This window comes from Nonomuraea coxensis DSM 45129, from assembly GCF_019397265.1.
Lineage (GTDB): Bacteria > Actinomycetota > Actinomycetes > Streptosporangiales > Streptosporangiaceae > Nonomuraea > Nonomuraea coxensis.
Genome location: NZ_CP068985.1, coordinates 873,332 through 894,017, shown reverse-complemented (window position 1 = coordinate 894,017; position 20,686 = coordinate 873,332). Strand labels below are relative to the sequence as shown.

Annotated in this window: 19 protein-coding genes; 9 read left to right on the top strand and 10 right to left on the bottom strand. The window is 72.1% G+C overall.

Going from position 1 to position 20,686, the window contains the following annotated elements; all coding sequences use genetic code 11:
* Positions 1–25: 25 nt before the first annotated feature.
* The 3 genes from Nocox_RS04695 (at position 26) to Nocox_RS04685 (ending at position 5,743) form a co-directional block, all read left to right on the top strand.
* Positions 26–2,368, top strand: a complete 2,343-nt coding sequence (locus Nocox_RS04695) for a serine/threonine-protein kinase (protein ID WP_084685490.1) — start codon at positions 26–28, stop codon at positions 2,366–2,368.
* 31 nt (positions 2,369–2,399) lie between these two features.
* Positions 2,400–4,364, top strand: coding sequence for a beta-propeller domain-containing protein (locus Nocox_RS04690; RefSeq protein WP_026214143.1), 1,965 nt, complete (start codon positions 2,400–2,402; stop codon positions 4,362–4,364).
* Positions 4,365–4,486: 122 nt separating this feature from the next.
* Positions 4,487–5,743 (top strand): S8 family serine peptidase, encoded by a 1,257-nt coding sequence (locus Nocox_RS04685; RefSeq protein WP_026214144.1) that lies wholly within the window; start codon positions 4,487–4,489, stop codon positions 5,741–5,743.
* Between the two features lie 9 nt (positions 5,744–5,752).
* Here Nocox_RS04685 and Nocox_RS04680 read toward each other — a convergent pair whose 3' ends face one another.
* The 3 genes from Nocox_RS04680 to Nocox_RS04670 are packed head-to-tail and all read right to left on the bottom strand — an operon-like array spanning position 5,753 to position 8,817.
* Entirely contained in the window at positions 5,753–6,265 is a 513-nt protein-coding gene (locus Nocox_RS04680; protein WP_020542235.1) for a mycothiol transferase, read from the bottom strand.
* Positions 6,262–7,998 carry a glycerol-3-phosphate dehydrogenase/oxidase gene (locus Nocox_RS04675; RefSeq protein WP_157382940.1) on the bottom strand — a complete coding sequence of 579 codons (1,737 nt, stop codon included), beginning with the start codon at positions 7,996–7,998 and terminating at the stop codon, positions 6,262–6,264. The genes Nocox_RS04680 and Nocox_RS04675 overlap by 4 nt, the downstream gene beginning before the upstream one ends.
* Before the next feature lie 48 nt (positions 7,999–8,046).
* Positions 8,047–8,817 (bottom strand): DeoR/GlpR family DNA-binding transcription regulator, encoded by a 771-nt coding sequence (locus Nocox_RS04670; protein WP_020542237.1) that lies wholly within the window; start codon positions 8,815–8,817, stop codon positions 8,047–8,049.
* 126 nt (positions 8,818–8,943) lie between these two features.
* Here Nocox_RS04670 and Nocox_RS04665 point away from each other — a divergent pair, with 126 nt between their 5' ends.
* The 4 genes from Nocox_RS04665 to Nocox_RS04650 are packed head-to-tail and all read left to right on the top strand — an operon-like array spanning position 8,944 to position 12,679.
* A complete protein-coding gene (locus Nocox_RS04665; RefSeq protein ID WP_020542238.1) occupies positions 8,944–9,816 on the top strand; it encodes an SIS domain-containing protein in 873 nt (290 codons plus the stop codon).
* Positions 9,813–10,949: an N-acetylglucosamine-6-phosphate deacetylase gene (gene nagA / locus Nocox_RS04660; protein WP_026214145.1), complete on the top strand. Its 1,137-nt coding sequence runs from the start codon at positions 9,813–9,815 to the stop codon at positions 10,947–10,949. The genes Nocox_RS04665 and nagA overlap by 4 nt, the downstream gene beginning before the upstream one ends.
* Entirely contained in the window at positions 10,946–11,845 is a 900-nt protein-coding gene (locus Nocox_RS04655) for a 1-phosphofructokinase family hexose kinase (RefSeq protein WP_020542240.1), read from the top strand. Before nagA ends, Nocox_RS04655 begins: the two co-directional genes overlap by 4 nt.
* A gap of 9 nt (positions 11,846–11,854) precedes the next feature.
* Complete coding sequence (locus Nocox_RS04650; protein WP_020542241.1) at positions 11,855–12,679, top strand: class II fructose-bisphosphate aldolase; 825 nt, start codon at positions 11,855–11,857, stop codon at positions 12,677–12,679.
* A gap of 43 nt (positions 12,680–12,722) precedes the next feature.
* Here Nocox_RS04650 and Nocox_RS04645 read toward each other — a convergent pair whose 3' ends face one another.
* The 4 genes from Nocox_RS04645 to guaB all read right to left on the bottom strand — a co-directional run bounded on the left by Nocox_RS04645 (position 12,723) and on the right by guaB (position 16,840).
* Positions 12,723–13,544: an alpha/beta fold hydrolase gene (locus tag Nocox_RS04645; RefSeq protein ID WP_020542242.1), complete on the bottom strand. Its 822-nt coding sequence runs from the start codon at positions 13,542–13,544 to the stop codon at positions 12,723–12,725.
* Entirely contained in the window at positions 13,541–14,125 is a 585-nt protein-coding gene (locus Nocox_RS04640) for a TetR/AcrR family transcriptional regulator (RefSeq protein WP_020542243.1), read from the bottom strand. The genes Nocox_RS04645 and Nocox_RS04640 overlap by 4 nt, the downstream gene beginning before the upstream one ends.
* 107 nt (positions 14,126–14,232) lie before the next feature.
* Entirely contained in the window at positions 14,233–15,354 is a 1,122-nt protein-coding gene (locus Nocox_RS04635; protein ID WP_211212577.1) for a GuaB3 family IMP dehydrogenase-related protein, read from the bottom strand.
* Positions 15,355–15,358: 4 nt separating this feature from the next.
* Complete coding sequence (gene guaB, locus Nocox_RS04630) at positions 15,359–16,840, bottom strand: IMP dehydrogenase (RefSeq protein WP_020542245.1); 1,482 nt, start codon at positions 16,838–16,840, stop codon at positions 15,359–15,361.
* A gap of 484 nt (positions 16,841–17,324) precedes the next feature.
* Here guaB and Nocox_RS04625 point away from each other — a divergent pair, with 484 nt between their 5' ends.
* Together Nocox_RS04625 and Nocox_RS04620 are read left to right on the top strand one after the other, a co-directional pair.
* Positions 17,325–18,335 carry a helix-turn-helix transcriptional regulator gene (locus Nocox_RS04625; RefSeq protein ID WP_020542246.1) on the top strand — a complete coding sequence of 337 codons (1,011 nt, stop codon included), beginning with the start codon at positions 17,325–17,327 and terminating at the stop codon, positions 18,333–18,335.
* Between the two features lie 127 nt (positions 18,336–18,462).
* Complete coding sequence (locus tag Nocox_RS04620; RefSeq protein WP_020542247.1) at positions 18,463–18,840, top strand: DUF5319 domain-containing protein; 378 nt, start codon at positions 18,463–18,465, stop codon at positions 18,838–18,840.
* 265 nt (positions 18,841–19,105) lie between these two features.
* Here Nocox_RS04620 and Nocox_RS04615 read toward each other — a convergent pair whose 3' ends face one another.
* From Nocox_RS04615 to Nocox_RS04605, 3 genes are all read right to left on the bottom strand, one after another.
* The gene (locus Nocox_RS04615) at positions 19,106–19,741 is read right to left on the bottom strand and encodes a sigma-70 family RNA polymerase sigma factor (protein ID WP_085995996.1); all 636 of its coding nucleotides are present in this window, start codon (positions 19,739–19,741) and stop codon (positions 19,106–19,108) included.
* Positions 19,742–19,986: 245 nt separating this feature from the next.
* Positions 19,987–20,469: a DUF7711 family protein gene (locus Nocox_RS04610; protein WP_020542249.1), complete on the bottom strand. Its 483-nt coding sequence runs from the start codon at positions 20,467–20,469 to the stop codon at positions 19,987–19,989.
* Positions 20,456–20,605, bottom strand: a complete 150-nt coding sequence (locus tag Nocox_RS04605; protein ID WP_020542250.1) for a DUF7711 family protein — start codon at positions 20,603–20,605, stop codon at positions 20,456–20,458. The genes Nocox_RS04610 and Nocox_RS04605 overlap by 14 nt, the downstream gene beginning before the upstream one ends.
* Positions 20,606–20,686 lie beyond the last annotated feature (81 nt).

Sequence of the window (20,686 nt, the reverse complement as noted above, 5' to 3'; positions counted from 1 at the left end):
CGCGTGGTAGCGCAAGAATCACCACATGGCATCCTTCGCTCCGCTACGCCCAGGAGATCCGCAGCGGCTGGCGGGCCTGGATCTCCTCGGCCGACTCGGCGAGGGTGGTCAAGGCGTCGTCTACCTCGCCAAGGACCCGTCGGGCACCCACGTGGCCGTCAAATGGCTGCGCCCCGACCAGGCGGGCGACGCCGTCAGCGTCGAACGGTTCCTGCGCGAGGTGCAGGTGGCCCAGCAGGTGGCGCCGTTCTGCACGGCCGCCGTCCTCGGCACCGGCGTGGAGCAGGACCGCCCCTACATCATCAGCGAGTACATCGAAGGCCCCTCCCTGCACCGCGTGGTCCAGGAGGAGGGACCGCGCACCGGGTCGGTGCTGCACCGGCTGGCCATCGGCACGGCCACCGCCCTGGCCGCCATCCACCAGGCCGGCATCGTGCACCGCGACTTCAAGCCCGCCAACGTGATCATCGGCGCCGACGGGCCACGGGTCATCGACTTCGGCATCGCCCGCGCGCTCGACGCCACCTCGACCATCAGCAGCATGGTCGTGGGCACGCCGTCGTACATGCCGCCCGAGCAGATCATGGGGCACACCGTCGGGCCGGCGGCCGACATGTTCGCCTGGGGCAGCGCGATGGTGTACGCGGCGTCGGGGCGGGCGCCGTTCGGCAGCGACACCATGCCCGCGGTGATCAACCGCGTGCTCAACCAGCAGCCCGACCTCGGCGTGCTGGAGGGCCAGCTGCTCGACGTGGTCACCGACTGCCTCAACAAGGATCCCGCCCAGCGGCCCACCGCCGAGCAGGTGATCATGCGTCTGCTCCAGCACCCGGCGGCCGGCTCGGGCATCCTCGCCCAGGCCGCCGCCGAGGCCGCGCCCCAGAGCCCGGCCGGCCCGCCGGCCCCGCAGCACGGCACTCCGGCCGCCTACCCGCCGCCCGGCCGGCCCTCGGGCCCGCAGCCCGGCGGCCCGCCCTCCGGCTCGCACCCGGGAGGCCCGCCCTCCGGCCCGCCCTCCGGCTCGCATCCGGGAGGCCCGCCCTCCGGCTCGTACCCGGGAGGTCCACCGTCCGGTCCGCATCCGGGTGGTCCGGCGTCGGGGCCGGTGCCGTACCCGCAGTCGGGGCCGCAGCCGGTCGCCCACGCGGGCCACGTCCCGCCGCCCGTGTCGCAGCAGTGGCAGCCCCCGCACCAGCCGGCCCCGCCGTACGGCCAGGCGACCTACCCCGGCATGTACGGCCAGCCGCGCCCCCGCCGCAAGAGCCGCGGCCCGCTGATCGCCGGCATCGCCTCGGGCGTGGCGTTACTGCTGCTCGCGGGCGTGATCGTGATCGTCGCCCTGGACAAGTCGAACGGCGGCGCCAAGGTCGCCTCGTCGGGCACCCCCGCCGCGAGCACCAGCCCCCAGGAGAGCACGTCGCCGTCCCCGCCCCAGCAGACCGGCGTCCCGCGCGAGGGCCGGCGCAGGACGCTCCCCGGCGGCGCCATCCACCTCTACGAGACCCCCTCCGACGCCGTCCTCCTGACCTCCTACGAGGTCTACGACAAGAAGAAGGAGGACTGGACCGACTACGCGCGCGGCTCGCTCCAGGGCACGTCGTTCACCAAGTACGCCGGCAACTGGGAGTCCAGGGTCTCCCCCGACGGCCGCTACCTCGCCACCCGGGGCCGCGACTACAGCTCCGACAACCATGACTTCATCGTCGTCACCGACCGCACGACCGGCGACCGCTCGACGATCAAGACCGTCAAGTCCCCGCTGATCAGCAGCATCCGTGGCTGGTCGAAGGACAGCGCGAGGATCCTGCTCAACATCGAGCGCAAGACCGGCGAGGACAAGTGGGTCTACCTCGGCTTCGTCCTCGTGGACGTGAACGCCAAGAAGGCCGACGTGGTCAACGTGAGCGACACCGCGGTCCGCGACACCGCCTTCGGCTTCGACGACAAGGACGAGGGCGCGGTCAACGTCTACGGCGACGAGAAGAACCGCGGCCTGCGCTTCTTCGACGCCCAGGGCAAGGCGGCCCGCTCGCTGCCCGGCATCGGCACCCTGTCGGCCGGCACCCAGGACCTCTTCTCGCCCTCCGGCAAGACGTTCGTCACCAACTGCCCCAACGGCGGCGACGGCGACCACTGCGTCTGGGACACCACGACCGGCGAGCGGGTGCGCAAGTTCGGCTCCGACTGCGACAAGGTGCTCGGCTTCTACGACGAGAGCCACCTCTACTGCTGGGAGCAGGACAACAACGACGTCGACGAGATCCAGGTGATCGACTTCACCGGGAAGCTGGTGCGCAAGCTGCTCGACGTGCCCGACGACCTCGACTTCAGCCCGGCGTTCACCGCCAATCCGCAGCAGCGCTCCTGAACCGCCCGCGCCCGCGGGCCGTGATAGGGGCATGAGAACGTTGATCCGTACGGTCGCGACCGTCGCCGCGCTGGCGGCGGTGGCGTCCTGCACCTCCCCCACGGGGAAGGCCGCGGACGAGCCGCAGGGCCGTCAGAAGCCGTCGTCGCTGGGCGCGATCCGCCTGGTGTCCTACAGCGGCTGCGACGACCTGCTGGCGGGCCTGCGCGAGCACGCGGCCGCCAACGTGTCCCCCTGGGGGCTGGGCGGCGTGATGCCCATGATGATGGAGCGCGCGGACACGGCGTCGTCCACCGCGAAGCAGAGCACGCCCGAGCACTCCACCACGAACGTGCACGAGGCCGGCGTGGACGAGCCCGACCTGGTCAAGACCGACGGCGACCGGGTCGTGACCGTCACGAACGGCACCCTGCGGATCATCGACACCGCCACCCGCGAGGTGACGGGCTCGCTCCGGCTGACGGAGGACGACCAGCCCTCCTACGCCCCAGCCGACCTGCTGATGGCCGGCGACCGGGCGCTCGTGCTGTTCCGCGGCTACGGCGACGTCATGGTCAAGAGCACCCGCATGGTCCCGATGGGCGACACCCGCTACGTGCTCGTGGACCTGGCCGGGCCGAAGGTCATCGGCACGGTCAAGCCGTCGGGCACGTACGTGGACGCCCGCATGGTCGGCTCGACCGTCCGGATCGTCACCCGCAGCCAGCCGCAGATCGAGTTCCCGCAGGCCGAGAACGCGACGGAGGCCGAGCGGCTCAAGCGCAACCAGGAGACGGTCCGCCGCGCGCCGCTCGACGCCTGGCTGCCGAAGCTCCAGGTCACCGACGCCGCGGGCAAGGTCACCGACAGCTCGGTCCCGTGCGAGCGAATCAGCCACCCGGCCGACTACACCGGGACGTCGCTGCTGACCCTCCACACCCTCGACCTGGCCCAGGGCCTCACCGCCGCCGGCACCGACCCGATCGCCCTGGCCGCCGACGGCGACATCGTCTATGGCACCGGCACCAGCCTGTACGTCGCCAGCAACCCGCGCTGGTGGTGGCCCCTGGCCCCGATGCCGGTCGAGGAGACCCCGGCCACGGGCGAGGCCCCGGCCGCAGAACCGACCCCCACCGAGCCGGCCCCCACTGAGCCGGCCCCGACGCCGACCGCGCCGCCGGAGGAGACCGAGATCCACCGCTTCGACGTCGGCTCGCCGGGCCCGCCGTCGTACGTGGCCTCGGGCAAGGTCGCCGGCCGCCTGCTGAACCAGTACTCGCTGTCGGAGTACGACGGCCACCTGCGGGCCGCCACCACGATCGTCTCCGCCGACGGCCGCGAGAGCTCCAGCACCGTCCACGTGCTCGACGCCCGCACGCTGGCGAGGACCGGCGAGGTCGGCGGCCTCGGCAAGGGCGAGCGGATCTACTCGGTGCGCTTCATCGGCCCGGTCGGCTACTGCGTCACCTTCCGCCAGGTGGACCCGCTCTACACGCTGGACCTGCGCGATCCCGCGCGGCCCCGGGTGACCGGGGAGCTGAAGATCACCGGCTACTCCGCGTACCTGCATCCGGGGGCCGAGGGCCGGCTGATCGGGATCGGCCAGGAGGCCAGCGACAAGGGCCGGACGCTGGGCACGCAGATCTCGCTGTTCGACGTCAGCGATCCGGCCGCGCCGCGCCGGCTGTCGCGGTTCTTCCAGAAGGAGTCGGGCTCGGAGGCCGAGTGGGACCCGCACGCGTTCCTGTACTGGCCGAAGACGGGCCTGTCGGTGATCCCCCTCTACCAGCAGGACGGGTCGGGCGCGCTGGTGCTGAGGATCGACGACTCCGGGGTGTCGAAGCTGGGCATGATCCGGCATCCCGCGCATCGGCAGCAGGGCGGCGACCAGCCATACCAGCCCGGCATCCAACGGTCGATCGTCATCGGATCCTCGGTCTGGACGCTGTCGCAGGAGGGGTTGCAGGTCAACGACGCGGCGACCCTCTCCTCACAAGCGTGGATCTCATTCCGTTAAGCAAGCAAAAGATACCGGTTAGTAGTTAACTGGCGTCTTTTGTATGGACTTACCCGACAAGTCGTGAAATTTTTGCTGACAGCAACCTGTCCGATCTTCATCGAGAAAGGGCTCACGCTGCCATGCGATCACTCACCCCCCTGCTCGCATTGCTCGTCGGTGCGCTGGCGTTACCCCTGACGCCGCTCGGCGCCTCGGCCGCCGTCACATCCGGCGCGGCCGCCGACGAGGGCACGTACATCGTCCAGCTCCGGCCGATCACCAGGGAGGCGCCGCAGAGTCTCGCCGCCTCCCAGACCGCCCAGTACGGCGGCAGCCTCATCGGCGTGTACGAGCACGCCTTCAAGGGCTACACCGCCCGGCTCACCGCCGAGGCCGCCGAGCGGCTCAAGAAGAACCCCAACGTGCTCACCGTGGAGCCCGACGCCGAGGTCCACGCCTTCGTCCAGACCGTCCCCACGGGCGTGCGGCGGATCTTCGGCCCCAGCAACCCCAACCTCGACATCGACGGCGTGGACGACGTCCGCATCGACACCGACGTCGCGGTCATCGACACCGGCGTGGACTACACCCACCCCGACCTCAACGTGGTGGCCCGCACCAACTGCCAGACGGGCGCCTGCGTCAACAACTCCGGCACCGACGACAACGGCCACGGCTCCCACGTCGCCGGCACGGTCGGCGCCCTCGACAACACCATCGGCCCGGTCGGCGTCGCCCCCGGCGCCCGCATCCACGCCGTGAAGGTGCTGAACTCCTCCGGCTCCGGCACCCTGTCGGCCATCGCCGCGGGCATCAACTGGGTGGTGGCCCGCGCGTCCACCATCGAGGTCATCAACCTGAGCCTCGGCTGCAGCGGCTGCTCCAGCAGCGCGATCAGCAACGCGATCACGAACGCCACCAACGCCGGCATCGTGGTCGTCGTGGCGGCCGGCAACAGCCACGCCAACACCTCCAGCTTCTTCCCGGCCAACCACGCCGACGTAGTCACCGTCTCGGCGCTGACCGACAACGACGGCCTGCCCGGCGGCGCCGGCGGCAGCACCCTGTCGTGCCGCAGCGAGACCGACCAGGACGACACCTCGGCGTTCTACTCCAACTACGGCTCCACCGTCGAGATCACCGCGCCCGGCACCTGCATCTACTCGACCTGGCGCAACGGCGGCTACAACACGATCAGCGGCACCTCGATGGCCAGCCCGCACGTGGCCGGCGCGGCCGGCATCCTCACCGCGGGCACCCGCAAGCCCACCACCAGGGCCGGCGCGCTGGCCGTGCGCAGCACGCTGATCTCGACCGGCAACTTCAACTGGACCGACGACTCGGGCGACGGCGTCAAGGAGCCGCTGCTCGACGTGCACGACGCGACGAAGTACTGATCCCTTCTCTCAGCGGGCGGCCCCCGGGGCCGCCCGCTCCGCCGCCTCGGCCAGCTCGCGGGCGATGTCGAGGTGCCCGGCGTGCCGCATGTACTCCTCCAGCACGTGGAACATGATCCACCCCAGCGTCGGCGGCTCCTCCTCGCGGAAGCGCCCGATCCGGGCGGCCCGGTCCGTCAGCCGCCCCTCGGCCACCACCTGGCGCGAACGCTCGCACTGCGCCAGGTAGAACGCCTTGACCTCGGCGAACGACTCGTCGGTCCTGAGGGCGCCGGACTCGTCGCGGTCGTCGTCGGGATCGTCCAGCGGCTCGCCCGCGTGGTCCCACACGAACCAGCGCCGCTCCATGGACGCCAGGTGCTTGAGCATCGCCACCGGCGTCCAGCCGGACGGCACCCGGCTCACCTCGGGCTCGGGGAACCCCTCCAGCAGCCGCAGGACCTCGGCGCGGTAGTGGTCGAGGTAGCCCTCCAGCAGCTCCCGGGGGTCGGAGAGCCGCCCCGACGGCTCGCCGCCGCTCATGCCCGCTCCGGGACCACGACGGGGACGATCTCCGGCGCGCCCAGCCGGATCGCGTCCGCCTCCTGGTCGGAGTCCTGCTCCTGGGAGCGGCGCTCGGCCTCGACGCGTTTGGTGAAGTACTCGACCTCCCGTTTGACCTGCTCGTCGTTCCAGCCGAGCGGGCCGGCCAGCAGCTCGGCGGCCTCCTGCGCCACCGCCTGGCCGCGGTGGAAGGTCTCGATCGAGATGCGGGTGCGCCGGGTCAGCACGTCGTTGAGATGCCGGGCGCCCTCGTGCGTGGCGGCGTACACGATCTCGGCCCGCAGGTAGTCGTCGGCCTTGGTCAGCGGCCGGCCCAGCGACGGGTCCCGCTCGATCAGCTCCAGCACCTCGTCGATGAGCGAGCCGTAGCGCTGGAGCAGGTGCTCGATCCGCGCCACGTGCAGGCCGGAGGAATGGGCGAGGCGGTGCCGGGAGTTCCACAGCGCCTGGTAGCCCTCGGCGCCGACCAGCGGGATGCGGTCGGTGCACGACGGCGGCACCCGCTGGTCCAGGCCGTGGGCGACGGCGTCCACGGCGTCGCAGGCCATCACCCGGTAGGTGGTGTACTTGCCGCCGGCGATCATCACCAGCCCCGGCACCGGATGGGCGACGACGTGCTCGCGCGACAGCTTGGACGTCTCGTCGGACTCGCCCGACAGCAGCGGGCGCAGCCCGGCGTAGACGCCCTCGACGTCGTCGCGGGTCAGTGGCGTCGACAGCACCTCGTTGACGTGGTCGAGCAGGTAGTCGATGTCGGCGCGGGAGGCGGCGGGGTGCGACTTGTCGAGCGTCCAGCGGGTGTCGGTGGTGCCGACGATCCAGTGGCGGCCCCACGGGATGACGAACAGCACCGACTTCTCGGTCCGCAGGATGATCCCGGTCAGCGAGTGGATGCGGTCGCGCGGCACCACCAGATGGATGCCCTTCGACGCGCGGACGTGGATCTGGCCGCGCCCGCCCACCAGCTCCTGGATGTCGTCGGTCCACACGCCGGTCGCGTTGACCACCTGCTGGGCCCTGATCTCCAGCTCGGCGCCGGACTCCAGGTCGCGCACGCGCACGCCGGTGACCCGCTCGCCCTCGCGCAGGAAGCCGACGACCTGGGTGCGGGGGGCGACGTGCGCGCCGTACGTGGCCGCCGTGCGCAGCATCATCATCACGTAGCGGGCGTCGTCGACCTGGGCGTCCCAGTACTGGACCGCGCCGGTGAAGGCGGACTTCTTCAGCGCCGGGGCCAGCCGGAGCGCCCGTGAGCGCGACAGGTGCCGGTGGCCGGGGACGCCGCGGGTCAGGCCCGAGGCGAAGCCGAGCGTGTCGTACAGCGCCACGCCCGCGCCCACGTACGGCCGCTCCCACACGTGGTGCGTCAGCGGGAACAGGAACGGCACCGGCCTGACCAGGTGCGGCGCGATGCGCTGGAGCAGCAGCGAGCGCTCCCGCAACGCCTCGCGCACCAGGTCGAAGTTCAGCTGTTCCAGATAGCGCAGGCCGCCGTGGATGAGCTTGGAGGACCGGGACGAGGTGCCGGAGGCGAAGTCCCGCGCCTCCACGAGGCCGGTGTCCAGCCCCCGGGTCACCGCGTCGAGCGCGACCCCCGCCCCCACCACTCCGCCACCGACCACGACCACGTCCAGCTCCCGCGCGGCCATCCGCTCCAGCGCCGCGGCGCGCTCGGCTGGACCGAGCCTGGCCGCACCCATCCCCGAGGCCATAACACTCCCTGATAGCGTCCTGAGCCCCTACATACCCACAGATAAGCCTCAGGCGCGCACGACCTTCACCCCGGCGTCGCTGAGCGCGCCGGCCAGCTCGTCGGAGAGCCGGTCGTCGGTGACCAGCGTGTCGATCCTGGCGATGGGGCAGATGCGGGAGAACGCCCGCTTGCCGATCTTGGAGGAGTCGGCCACCACGACGACCTGCGCGGCCCGGCTGATCAGCAGGTTGTTGACGCTGGCCTCGCCCTCGTGGTGCGCGGACGCGCCCAGCTCGACGTCGAGGCCGTCCACGCCGAGGAAGGCGATGTCCAGCGTCACCTGCTCCAGGACGCCGGAGGCGAGCGGGCCGATCAGCTCGTACGACTGCTGCCTGGCCACCCCGCCGGTGACCACGATCTTGACGTGCTGGCGGACGGTCAGCTCGGCGGCGATGTTGAGCGCGTTGGTGACGACCGTGAAGCCGCTCTCCAGCGCGGGCCGGGTCGCCAGGGTGCGGGCCAGCTCGGAGGTGGTGGTGCCGCCGTTGAGCCCGACCACCGCGCCTGGCTGGACCAGCTCGGCCGCGGCGGTGGCGATGCGGGTCTTCTGGTCGGCGTGCCGGGCGGTCTTGTAGCGCAGCGGGAGGTCGTAGCTGACGCTCTGGGCGACCGCGCCGCCCCGCGTACGCATGAGCATCTGCTGCTGCGCGAGCTGGTCGAAGTCCCGCCGGATGGTCGCGGTGGACACCTCGAGCGCCTGGGCCGCCTCCTCGACCGTCAGCCGCCCCTCCTGGGCGAGCAGTTCGAGGATGGCGTTCCAGCGGTCGTAGCGGGACACGTGGCCTCCTAACGGATGTGGTCCGCCAGCAAGCGTGGCACACCGGGAGGGGTGGAGCCACCACTGCCCAATCTTGCACTTTCCTGCTATAAAAGATGCAGAAACAATCAATCCTGGGGAGGCTGGGTGACCACCCACACCGAAGCCGAGATCGCGTCCCAGCCGGAGTGCTGGCGGCGCGCCGTCGCCAGCGTCCCCGTGGACGCGCTGCCGCGCGAGGGCGAGCGGGTCGCCGTGGTCGGCTGCGGCACCTCGTGGTTCATCGCGATGGCCTACGCCACGCTCCGCGAGCGCGCCGGGCACGGCGAGACCGACGCCTTCGCGGCCTCCGAGTTCCCGATCGGCCGCGCCTACGACCGGGTGCTCGCGCTCACCCGCTCCGGCACCACCACCGAGGTGCTCGACCTGCTGGGCCGCGTCAGCACGAGGGCCACGGCCATCACCGCCGACCCGAAGACGCCGATCATGGAGGCGGCCGGCGACGTCGTCGTGCTCGACTACGCCGACGAGCGGTCCGTCGTGCAGACCAGGTTCGCCACCACGCAGCTCGCGCTGCTGCGCGCGAGCCTCGGCGAGGACCTGACGCGGGCCGTCGCCGACGCCGAGGAGGCCGTGGCCGCCCCCCTGCCCGCCGAGCTGGTGGAGGCCGAGCAGTTCAGCTTCCTCGGCGCGGGCTGGACGGTCGGGCTGGCACAGGAGGCGGCGCTGAAGATGCGCGAGGCGTCCCGGTCGTGGACGGAGGCGTACCCGGCCATGGAATACCGGCACGGCCCGATCAGCATCGGCGCGCCCGGCCGCGTCACCTGGATGCTCGGCGAGGCCCCCGAGGGCCTGCGCGCGCAGGTCGAGCGGACCGGCGCCACGTTCGTCGAGAGCGGCCTCGACCCGATGGCCGAGCTGATCCGCGCCCAGCGGGTGGCCGTCGCCCGCGCCTTCGCGCGCGGGCTCAACCCCGACGAGCCCATGCACCTCACGCGATCTGTGATCCTTTCTCCATGAGCCTTACTCTCGCCGACGCCCGGATCGTGACCCCCGAGGGAGTGCACGAGGGGTGGCTGACCATCGAAGACGGCCGGATCACGCACGTCGGCCAGGGCAGCGCCCCCGGCCCCGGCCTCGCCCTGGGCGGCCGGCACGTCGTGCCCGGCTTCGTCGACGTGCACAACCATGGGGGCGCGGGCGGCTCCTTCCCCACCGGCGACCTCGACGAGGCGCGCACGGCCGTGGCGCTGCACCGGCGCCACGGCACCACGACCACGATGGCGAGCCTGGTCAGCGACGCCCCCGAGAGGCTGGCGAGGGCCGCGGCGGCGCTGGCCGAGCTCTGCGAGGAAGGGCTGCTGGCCGGCATCCACTTCGAGGGCCCCTACATCGCGCGCGGCCGCTGCGGCGCGCACGACCCGGCGCTGCTGCGCGAGCCGTCGCCGCAGGAGTTCGCCGGGCTGGTCAAGGCCGGGCGCGGGCACGTCCGCATGCTCACCATCGCGCCCGAGCTGCCCGGGGCGCTCGACACGATCCGGCTGGCCGCGGCCGAAGGCGTGATCGCCGCCATCGGCCACACCGAGGCCGACTACGACCGCACCATCGCCGGCATCGACGCGGGCGCGAGCCTCGCCACCCACCTCTACAACGCCATGCCGCAGCTCGGGCACCGCGCGCCCGGCCCCATCGCGGCCCTGCTCGACGACGAGCGGGTCACGGTCGAGCTGATCAACGACGGCGTGCACGTGCATCCGGCCATGCTGCGGCTGGCGTACGAGGTGGCCGGGCCCGGCCGCACGGTGCTCGTCACCGACGCCATGTCGGCCGCCGGGCTCGGCGACGGCGCCTACCAGCTCGGCTCCATGCGCGTACGGGTCGACGACGGCGTGGCGAGGCTCGTCGAGGGCGGCTCGATCGCGGGCTCCACGCTCACCATGGACGTCGCCTTCCGCCGGGCCGTGCGCGAGCTCGGCCTGTCGCTGCCCGACGCGGTCCAGGTGACCTCGCTGACGCCCGCCCGGGTGCTCGGCCTGACCGGCAGCATCGGCTCGATCGCCGCCGGCAAGGCCGCCGACCTGGTCGTGCTCTCCCCCGACCTTGAGGTGGACGCCGTCATGAAGGACGGCGCCTGGATCACGGAGCCCTGTTGATCCTCACGGTGACGCTCAACATGGCGCTCGATGTGACCTACCAGGTGCCCGCCGTCGAATGGGACGGCGTCAACCGGGTGGGAGCCGTACACCGGCGCGCGGGCGGCAAGGGCGTCAACGTGGCCCGCGTACTGACCGCGCTCGGCCGGGAGGTCCTGGTCACCGGCCTGGCCGGCGGCCCGACCGGGCAGGCGATCGAGGACGACCTGGCGGCGGCGGAGCTGCCGAGCGCGGTCTTCGCCGTCGAGGGCGACTCCCGCACCACGCTCGCGGTCTCCGAGACCGGCGAGCGGCCGGCGACGACGCTGTTCAACGAGCCCGGCCCCGAGGTCACGGGCGAGGAGCTGGCGGCGTTCACCCGGCACTACGCGGCGCTGGCCGGCCGCGCCGAGGTGGTGGTGCTCTCGGGCAGCCTGCCGCGCGGCGTCCCCGCCGACTTCTACGCCACGCTCAGCGGCCTCACCCCCGCGCCGGTCATCGTGGACGCCGACGGCGACCCGCTGCGCCACGCCCCCCGGGGCCGGCCCACGGTCGTCAAGCCCAACGCGGAGGAGCTGGCGAGGGCCGTGCCCGGCGCCCCCGAGGAGGGCGCGCGGGCGCTCCGCGACCAGGGCGCCGAGTCGGTCGTGGTCTCCCTGGGCGCGGGCGGGCTGCTCGCCGTCACCGGCGAGGGAACGTTCCGGGCCCGCATGCCCTACGCCGTGCGCGGCAACCCCACCGGCGCGGGCGACTCGCTGGTCGCCGGGCTGGCGCTCGGCCTGGCCGAGGGAACCCCGTGGCCGGAGCGGCTGCGGCGGGCGGCGGCGCTCGGCGCGGCCGCGGTGGCCGCCCCGGTGGCCGGCGACTTCGACCGCGACGTCTACGCCGCCGTCCTTCCCCGGATCGTCATCACGTAAGGAGCGACCATGCCCCTCGCCGCCATCGGCGACATCGTCCGTCAGTCCCCCGCGGGGGTGGGTGCCTTCAACGTGATCCAGCTTGAGCACGCCACCGCCATCGTCGCCGGGGCCGAGGCCCTGGGCCTGCCGGTCGTGCTGCAGATCAGCGAGAACTGCGTCCGCTACCACGGGGCGCTGGAGCCGATCGCGCTGGGCGCGCTCGCGGTGGCCCGCCGCGCCGCGGTGCCGGTCGCCGTGCACCTCGACCACGCCACCGGCCGCGCGCTCGTGGAGGAGGCGGTGGAGCTGGGCCTGGGCTCGGTCATGTACGACGCCTCCGCCCTGCCCGACGAGGACAACGTCCGCACCACGGCCGAGGTGGCGGCCTGGTGCCACGGGCGCGGCGTGTGGGTGGAGGCCGAGCTGGGCGAGGTCGGCGGCAAGGACGGCGTGCACGCGCCCGGCGTGCGCACCAAGCCGCACGAGGCCGTCGACTACGTCGCGCGCACCGGCGTGGACGCGCTCGCCGTGGCCGTCGGCACCTCCCACGCCATGACCACCAAGTCCGCCGAGCTGGACCTCGCCCTCATCGCGGAGCTGCGCGCGGCGGTGCCGGTGCCGCTGGTGCTGCACGGCTCGTCGGGCGTGCCCGACGACACCCTGCGCGCCGCCGTACGGCACGGCATGAAGAAGATCAACATCGCCACCCACCTGAACAAGGCGTTCACCGGCGCGATCCGCGACTACCTCGGCGGCGACGAGCGGGTGGTCGATCCCCGCAAGTACGTCCGAGCCGGCCGCGACGCGGTGACCCGCGAGGTCAGCCACCTCCTGGGCGTCCTGGCGGGCTGAGCCCCGTGCTGACGACCGGCCGTCCCGCTCATGCCAGGGCGGCTCAGCCCCGCAGCGTACGCGCCAGCAGCTCGGCGAACTCCTCGGGCGCCTCGGTGTAGCCGCCGTGCCCGCCGGGGAACTCGGTCAGCTCGCGCCCGAGCCGCCGGGCCAGCTCCGCCGCCGGCCGGTGCGGCAGATGCCCCCGCGTCTCCCGCCCGGCCGCCAGGACCAGCCGGTCGGCGACGGCCGCCAGTGCCTCCAGGTCGGGCTCGTACGCGGTGAACTGGCGCAGCTCGTGCTCCATGAACCGCGGCAGGTTCGCCACCGTCCTGGTCACCCGCTCGGCGGCCCGGGGCGGCAGCGTCGCCGGGTCGGGCAGCGGCCTGAGCGTGCCGCCGATGCCCTCGCTCATGTACGCCCCCGCCGCGGCAAGCCCTTCGGCCCGGTAGATCTCGTACACCTTGCCGAAGAACCCCAGTTGCTCGGCGGCGTCCGGCAGCACCGCCACGCACGGCGGCTCGTGCGCCACGGCCCGCCGCACCCGCCCGGGATGGCGGGCGAGCAGGTCGAGCACGACGATCGCGCCGTCGCTGCCGCCGAAGACGTACGCGCTGCCGCCGCCCAGGTGGTCGATGAGCCTGGCGCAGTCGTCGCTCTGCGTCTCCACCCGCTGGTCCACGGGCTCGGGGCTGTCGAGCCGGCTGCGTGAGTAGCCGCGCGGGTCGGCGGCGACCACGGTGAAGTCGCGGGCGAGCACGTCGGCGATGCCGTCGAAGGTGCCCGCGTCGCCGCCCCCGCCCGGCACCAGCAGCAGCATCGGGCCCGTGCCGCGCACCTCGTGGAACAGCTCGGCGCCGGGGACGCGCAGCGTGCCGGTCTTCATCGTTCCTCCTCGTCCGCCCTGGGCCAGTGCGTCAGCAGCACGTGCAGGGCCTCGATCGCCTGGTCCCAGGACGCGTCCACGTCCCGGGTGTGCTGGAAGCCGCCCGCGGCCTCCAGGCTGGTGTAGCCGTGGAAGGTGCTGCGCAGCAGCCGCACGGCGTCGGTGAGGTCGGGCTCGGCGAGGTCGTAGGCGCGTAGCATGCCGTACGTCAGCTCGCTGGTGCGCAGGAAGGGCGCCAGGTCGGCGACCTGCGCGAGGTCCACCTTGCTCTGGGTGGCGGCGTAGCGGCCGGGGTGGCGCAGGGCGTACGAGCGGTAGGCGCCGGCGAAGGCGGCCAGCGCGTCCTTGCCGGACCGCCCGGCGACGGCCGCCGCGATGAGGTCCACCATCTCGCCGGCGGCGAGCGCCGCGACCCGGGTGCGCAGGTCGCGCAGGTTCTTGACGTGCGAGTAGAGGCTCGCGTCCTTGACGCCGAAGTGCCGGGCCAGCGCCGACACGGTGACGTTGTCGAAGCCGACCTCGTCGGCCAGGTCGGCCGCCGCCCGCGTGATGCGCTCGGCCGTCAGCCCCGCTCGCGCCATCCACTCTCCTAATGCCTCTAGCTTCTTTCCTAGGACCACTAGGTTAGCAGAGACAAAAAGAACGGCCCGCCTCCGGGGTCACCGGAGAGCGGGCCGCCGCGGCGCGGTCAGTGCTGGATCGGCGAGACGACGACCTCGACGCGCTGGAACTCCTTGATGTCGGAGTAGCCGGTGGAGGCCATGGTGCGCTTGAGCGCGCCCATCAGGTTCATCGAGCCGTCGGCCACGCTGGAGGGCCCGTGCAGGATCTGCTCCAGCGTCCCCACGGTGCCGAACTCGACCCGCCGCCCCCTGGGCAGGTCGGGGTGGTGCGCCTCGGAGCCCCAGTGGAAGCCCCGGCCGGGCGCCTCGGCCGCGCGGGCCAGCGGCGAGCCCACCATGACGGCGTCGGCCCCGCACGCGATGGCCTTGGCGATGTCGCCGGAGGTGCCCATGCCGCCGTCAGCGATGACGTGGACGTAACGGCCGCCCGACTCGTCCATGTAGTCGCGCCGCGCCGCCGCCACGTCGGAGATCGCCGTGGCCATCGGCACCGCCACGCCCAGCACGTTGCGGGTGGTGTGCGAGGCGCCGCCGCCGAAGCCGACCAGCACCCCGGCCGCGCCCGTGCGCATGAGGTGCAGGGCCGCGGTGTAGGTGGCGCAGCCGCCCACGATGACCGGGACGTCCAGCTCGTAGATGAACTGCTTGAGGTTGAGCGGCTCGGCCCGCCCCGAGACGTGCTCGGCCGAGACGGTGGTGCCGCGGATGACGAAGATGTCGACGCCCGCGTCGATCACGGCCTTGTGGTACTGGACCGTGCGCTGCGGCGACAGCCGGACCGCCGTGGTCACCCCGGAGGCGCGGATCTCCTCGATGCGCCGGCCGATCAGCTCCTCCTTGATCGGCGCCGCGTAGATCTCCTGCAGCCGCCTGGTGGCCGCCTCGGCGTCGAGCGCCGCGCACTCCTCCAGCAGCGGCTGCGGGTCCTCGTAGCGCGTCCAGAGCCCTTCGAGGTCGAGCGGGGCCAGACCGCCGAGCCGCCCGATCTCGATGGCGGTGGCCGGCGACACCACGCTGTCCATGGGCGCGACGACAACGGGCAGCTCGAACCGGTAGGCGTCGATCTGCCAGGCGATCGAGACCTCCTCCGGGTCGCGGGTCCGCCGCGAGGGCACCAGACCGATCTCGTCCAGCGCGTACGCCCGCCGCCCGGTCTTCCCCCGGCCGATCTCCACCTGCTGAGTCATGAACTTACCTTCTGTGATAGTTCGGAGCTTCCACGGTCATCTGGATGTCGTGGGGGTGGCTCTCCTTGAGGCCCGCCGCGGTGATCGGCATGAGCTCGCAGTCGGTGTGCATCTGCTCGATCGTGCGGCATCCCGCGTACCACATGCCCTGGCGCAGCCCGCCGACGAGCTGGTGCGCGACGGCCGCCACGGGGCCGCGGTAGGGCACCTGACCCTCGATGCCCTCGGGGATGAACTTGTCCTCGCCGCTGATGTCGCCCTGGGCGTAGCGGTCCTTGCTGAAGGAGGCGCCGCCGCGCTCGCGGTTGCGCACCGCGCCCAGCGACCCCATGCCGCGGTACGACTTGAACTGCTTGCCGTTGATGAAGATCAGCTCGCCGGGCGACTCCTCGCAGCCGGCCAGCAGCGAGCCCAGCATGACCGTGTCGGCGCCGGCCGCGATGGCCTTGACGATGTCGCCGGAGTATTGGAGGCCGCCGTCGCCGATGACCGGCACGCCCGCGGGGGCGGCGGCCTTGGACGCCTCGTAGATGGCCGTGACCTGCGGCGCGCCCACTCCGGCGACCACCCGCGTGGTGCAGATCGAGCCGGGGCCGACCCCGACCTTGACCGCGTCGGCGCCCGCGTCGACCAGCATCTGGGCGCCCGCCCTGGTGGCGATGTTGCCGCCGATGACCTGGACCTTGCTGTTGGCCTTGAGCTTGGCGACCATGTCGGCCAGGCCCTTGGAGTGGCCGTGGGCGACATCGACGACCACGACGTCGACGCCGGCCTCGATGAGCGCCTTGGCGCGCAGCTCGGCGTCGCCGCCGACGCCCACGGCCGCGCCGACGAGCAGCCGGCCGTCGGCGTCCTTGGTGGACAGCGGGTACTGCTCGCTCTTGGTGAAGTCCTTGACCGTGATCAGGCCGCGCAGCCGGCCGTCCTCGTCGACCAGCGGCAGCTTCTCGATCTTGTTCTGCCGCAGCAGGGCGAACGCGTCGTCCCTCGACACCCCGACGGGGGCGGTGACCAGCGGCATCTTCGTCATGACCTCGCGCACCGGGCGCGACTGGTCGGTCTCGAAGCGCATGTCGCGGTTGGTGACGATGCCGACGAGCGCGCCCGACACGTCCGTCACGGGCACGCCCGAGATGCGGTAGGTCGCGCAGAGCCGCTCCACGTCGGCCAGCGTGTCGTCGGGGCTGCAGGTGACCGGGTTGGTCACCATGCCGGCCTCCGACCGTTTGACCAGGTCGACCTGCTGCGCCTGCTCCTCCACCGCGAGGTTGCGGTGCAGGATGCCGATGCCGCCCTGCCGGGCCATGGCGACCGCCATCCTGGCCTCGGTGACGGTGTCCATGGCCGCGGAGACGAGCGGGATGGACAGCGTGATGCCGCGCGACAGCCGCGAGGCCGTGTCGGCCTCGCCCGGCTGCAGGTCTGAATAGGCTGGCACCAGCAGCACGTCATCGAAGGTCAGTCCTGTTTCGGTGAACTTGGACATGCTGCGGCCCCCTCTGCCGTTGCGTTGATGCGCCTCAGTCTATGGCCTGCCGCCAAACGCGTCCCGCCGACCTCGCGCATCGCGCCCGCCCGACATGCGGACGCCGGGAGGACGATGACCCCCACGGTCCGTCGTACTCCCGGCATCCGCCGCAACGAGAAGTGCCGGGGGATGGGACGGTCGGTGATCCGCCCCATCCCCCGGCCACCGGCAGCCCAGTGCCGCGGCGTCACGCACCACCGAACCCCCCTCCGCGTCCTGATGGGCTGCGCTGCCGCACTCTGTCGAGATGCCGACGCTACGTAAATCCTGCGTTACGCACCGGCACGCCGCAATGTCCAAAGGTGCAGTTGCACGAAGCTGCACGGCGGCCGGGCCGGCGGACGCGGAGGGGGAGCCGCCAGTCGCCGCAAGAAGCGGACAAGGGCGTCAAGCGGCGTTATTCTCACGGCACGCCCGTGTCCCCCCTACGGAGCCGCACACCATGCGCAACGAGTCCCGCACCCGGTCAGATCCGCTGGAGACGCTGGGCCTGGACCCGGCCCAGCGCACGCTCTACACGGCGGTCCTGCGCCTGCACAGGGCCACGCGGACCGACCTCGCCCAGGCCATGGACGATCCCGTGGAGAAGGTCGGCCGCCAGCTCGACGACCTGGTCAAGCTCGGGGTGGTGGACGAGCACTCCGGGGAGTACTTCGCCCGGCACCCCGCCGCCGCGCTCGGCCGGGTGATCGCCGAGCGCCTCGACCGGCTGGCCGAGGAGAGCCGGTTGATCGACTCCGCCTTCGGCTCGATCCGCGGCCTCATCCGCGATTACGACGCCGGCCGCGACTATCAGAGCGGTTCCTTCACGGTCGAACTCGCGAACGGCGCGGACGTGCTCTACGAAAGCGTCGTCGGCATCGCGGTGCAGTCGCCGGGGATGGAATTGGTGACGGCGATCCCGGATGAGCGCACCATGACGGATTTTGTCCGCAAATTTGCGGATCCCTGGATTGACGCGCAAAAACGAAAACTCCTCACGGTATATGCCGTCATTCCCGTAGACACCTTGGCGCTGCCCGGCGTCCGCGCCCAGCTCACCGCGCTCACCGAGACCGGAGGCCAGGTGCGGACCCTGCGCCGGGTGCCGAGCTGGTTCATGACGGCCGGCGCGGAGGTCGCGGGCCTGCCGCCGTTCTGGGGCGGCAACCTGCCCGACCACGCCTACAACTTCTACCTGGTCCGCACCCCCGTGGTCGTCGGCGTGCTGCGCGCGCTCTTCGACGAGCTGTGGGGGCGGGCGGTGCCGCTCCCCTGGGGCCGCAAGGGCGAGGGCATGGTGCAGGTGCTGCGCCTGGCCGCGCAGGGCATGTGCGACGACTCCATCGCCCGCCAGCTCGGCGTCTCGGTCAGGACCGTACGGGCCCGCTTCGCCGACGCCATGGCCGAACTCGGCACCCAGTCGCGCTTCCACGCCGGCGTGGAAGCCACCAGGCGCGGCTGGCTGAGCTGACCAGCGGCCGAGGGGCCTCCCGGCCGGGGGTGTGCGAGGACCGGGTCAAGGCCGTCACCGGGCCGGGACACTCACCGCCGGTGTCAGATACTCACCGCGCGGGCCGCATCGGTCATATGGTGGGAAGGTGCTGGAAGACGTCCCCCGCGACCCGTTCGCGGACGACCCGAACGACCCTTCCGCGGCGATGGGCGCGCTCGACGACGCGGAGCCACTGACCGCGGCCGAGCGTGACGAGGCCATCACCGACCTCGCCGACGTCGAGGCCTTCCGCTCCCTGCTCGAACCGCAGGGGGTCCTGGGTCTCGTGCTCGACTGCCCGGAGTGCGGTGAGCAGCACTACTTCGACTGGGAGCTGCTGCGCGGCAACCTCCGGCAGATGATCGAGAAAGGCCAGCCACAGGTGCATGAGCCGGCCTTCCACCCCGACCCCGCCGACTATGTGACCTGGGAGTACGCCAGGGGCTACGTCGACGGCGTCATCGACACGGAGGAGCGTCGCTGACCGAGATCATCAGGCGAACCATCCGAAGACTCTGAGGAGCGGCCCCGGCCCACGTCACCGACCTCGGACAGCCGAGGCCGTCCTCCCAGGGCACAGAGCCCGCCCCACTCCCGCGCGTTCTGCCCCAGGACGTCCCGATCCAGCACGTCACCGACCAGCGCGGCCAGCAGGAGCACCGCAGGGTCGCCGGCGTGACCCGAACCGGGGCCGGGCAGCTCTCCACGACCGAGCACATCGAACAGCGCGTCGGTCTCGTGCTCCGGCGTCAAGCGGACTCCAGCTCCGCCATCTGCCGCAGCCTGGCCAGCGCCCGATGCTGGGCGACGCGGACGGCACCTGGTGACATACCGAGTACATTACCGGTCTCCTCGGCGGACAGACCGGAGACCACCCGCAGCAGCAGGAGTTCGCGCTGGTTCTCGGGCAGCCGGGCGAGCAGCCGGCGGGCGTGCTCGACCTCGATGTAGCGGACCACGGTCTCCTCGGGCCCCGGGCCCTCGTCGGGCCCGTCCGGCAGGTCCTGGGTCGGCACGGCGGAGCGCACCGAGCTGCGCAGCGCGTCAGCCACCTTGTGCGAGGCGATCCCGAACACGAACGAGGCGAACGGCCGCCCCATGTCGCGGTACCGCGGCAACGCGGACAACACCGCGATGCAGACCTCCTGGGCCACGTCATCGGCAATGTGATATTGCCCTGAAACCCTGCCCAGCCTGGCGCGGCAATACCGCACCACCATCGGACGCAACTCGCCGAGCAGGGATTCGATCGCGCTGCGATCCCCCTGTACGGCGAGGCTCGTCAGTTCCCTTAGGTCGGAGTCATCCGTCCGTGCCGGAAGTCTCGACGCGAGCCTTACCCCAATTTTGGCGTCGGCGACGCTTCCCTCGCTCACGATAGGCATGATGCCCGCACTGATCCGGCCTGTCGTCATAGCGAACGGCTACGGATTGGTCACATTGACGCGACGATAACGGTGAGTAATCGACTGATCACACTAAGCCTTAAGGCTGACATAATGTTTCACTCGATAAGCCGATATGCACGACAATTGTCAGGGCATAGACGCTTATCGCACACTGCTGGTTTACGCCACTAATCCACCTTTTCCCACACTTCCCCAACCGAACAAAACTCCACCCTCGCCGGCTAGGGGTGCGCGTCGCCGTCCTCGTCACCGGCGTCCAGGAGCTCCAGATAGCCCTCCACCGCCTCCCACAGGTGGTGCTCGGGGTAGCGGCCGACACCGCGGTGGGCGCGACGCCACGCGCGGTCCCAGTAGGAGCGGTGCACCGCGCGCAGATGGGCGAGAGCCGCCTCAAGCTCCTCGGCGGTGCGCGCGCGGATCTCCTGGTCGCTGCCAGGAGCCTCCCGCCGCAGCGAGCCGACGCGGCGGTCGCGGAGGGCGTCGAGCACGCTCTGGTCCGTCCCCTCCTCCACGGACCAGAACCGCACCGGCTCCCTGATGTGGTGGTTCCACGCCGGGTCGCGGTGGGAGCGCCACCAGTAGACGACCCCGCCCTTGTCCAGCTCCAGGAAGTCCACGAGCCAGGCCGTGCCCGGCGGCTGGGAGCCCCAGGTCACCTCCTCGGGCGGCAGGTTCAGCACGAGGACCACCTCAAGGGCGTCCACCGGGGTCGGCCCCCTCCACCAGCCCGCCGAAGACGTAAGCCGCCCTCAGGAACGGCTCCGCCGCCGCCACCCGGCGCGTCTGGTCGCACGTCTCGGCGAGCCGCTCCAACCTCCGCACCGCCCGCCGGTACTGCATCCCGCCACCTCCCGGCGACCAGCGTACGCACCCCGCCCGGGGGCCCCGGAAACCGCCACGGCCCGCCTCCCCCTCCGCCGG

Coding starts and splice junctions, on each gene's coding strand:
- Nocox_RS04695 (WP_084685490.1), top strand. CDS start 26: ATGGCATCCTTCGCTCCGCTACGCCCAGGAGATCCGCAGCGGCTGGCG.
- Nocox_RS04690 (WP_026214143.1), top strand. CDS start 2,400: ATGAGAACGTTGATCCGTACGGTCGCGACCGTCGCCGCGCTGGCGGCG.
- Nocox_RS04685 (WP_026214144.1), top strand. CDS start 4,487: ATGCGATCACTCACCCCCCTGCTCGCATTGCTCGTCGGTGCGCTGGCG.
- Nocox_RS04680 (WP_020542235.1), bottom strand. CDS start 6,265: ATGAGCGGCGGCGAGCCGTCGGGGCGGCTCTCCGACCCCCGGGAGCTG.
- Nocox_RS04675 (WP_157382940.1), bottom strand. CDS start 7,998: ATGGCCTCGGGGATGGGTGCGGCCAGGCTCGGTCCAGCCGAGCGCGCC.
- nagA (WP_026214145.1), top strand. CDS start 9,813: ATGAGCCTTACTCTCGCCGACGCCCGGATCGTGACCCCCGAGGGAGTG.
- Nocox_RS04650 (WP_020542241.1), top strand. CDS start 11,855: ATGCCCCTCGCCGCCATCGGCGACATCGTCCGTCAGTCCCCCGCGGGG.
- Nocox_RS04645 (WP_020542242.1), bottom strand. CDS start 13,544: ATGAAGACCGGCACGCTGCGCGTCCCCGGCGCCGAGCTGTTCCACGAG.
- Nocox_RS04640 (WP_020542243.1), bottom strand. CDS start 14,125: ATGGCGCGAGCGGGGCTGACGGCCGAGCGCATCACGCGGGCGGCGGCC.
- Nocox_RS04635 (WP_211212577.1), bottom strand. CDS start 15,354: ATGACTCAGCAGGTGGAGATCGGCCGGGGGAAGACCGGGCGGCGGGCG.
- guaB (WP_020542245.1), bottom strand. CDS start 16,840: ATGTCCAAGTTCACCGAAACAGGACTGACCTTCGATGACGTGCTGCTG.
- Nocox_RS04625 (WP_020542246.1), top strand. CDS start 17,325: ATGCGCAACGAGTCCCGCACCCGGTCAGATCCGCTGGAGACGCTGGGC.
- Nocox_RS04615 (WP_085995996.1), bottom strand. CDS start 19,741: ATGCCTATCGTGAGCGAGGGAAGCGTCGCCGACGCCAAAATTGGGGTA.
- Nocox_RS04605 (WP_020542250.1), bottom strand. CDS start 20,605: ATGCAGTACCGGCGGGCGGTGCGGAGGTTGGAGCGGCTCGCCGAGACG.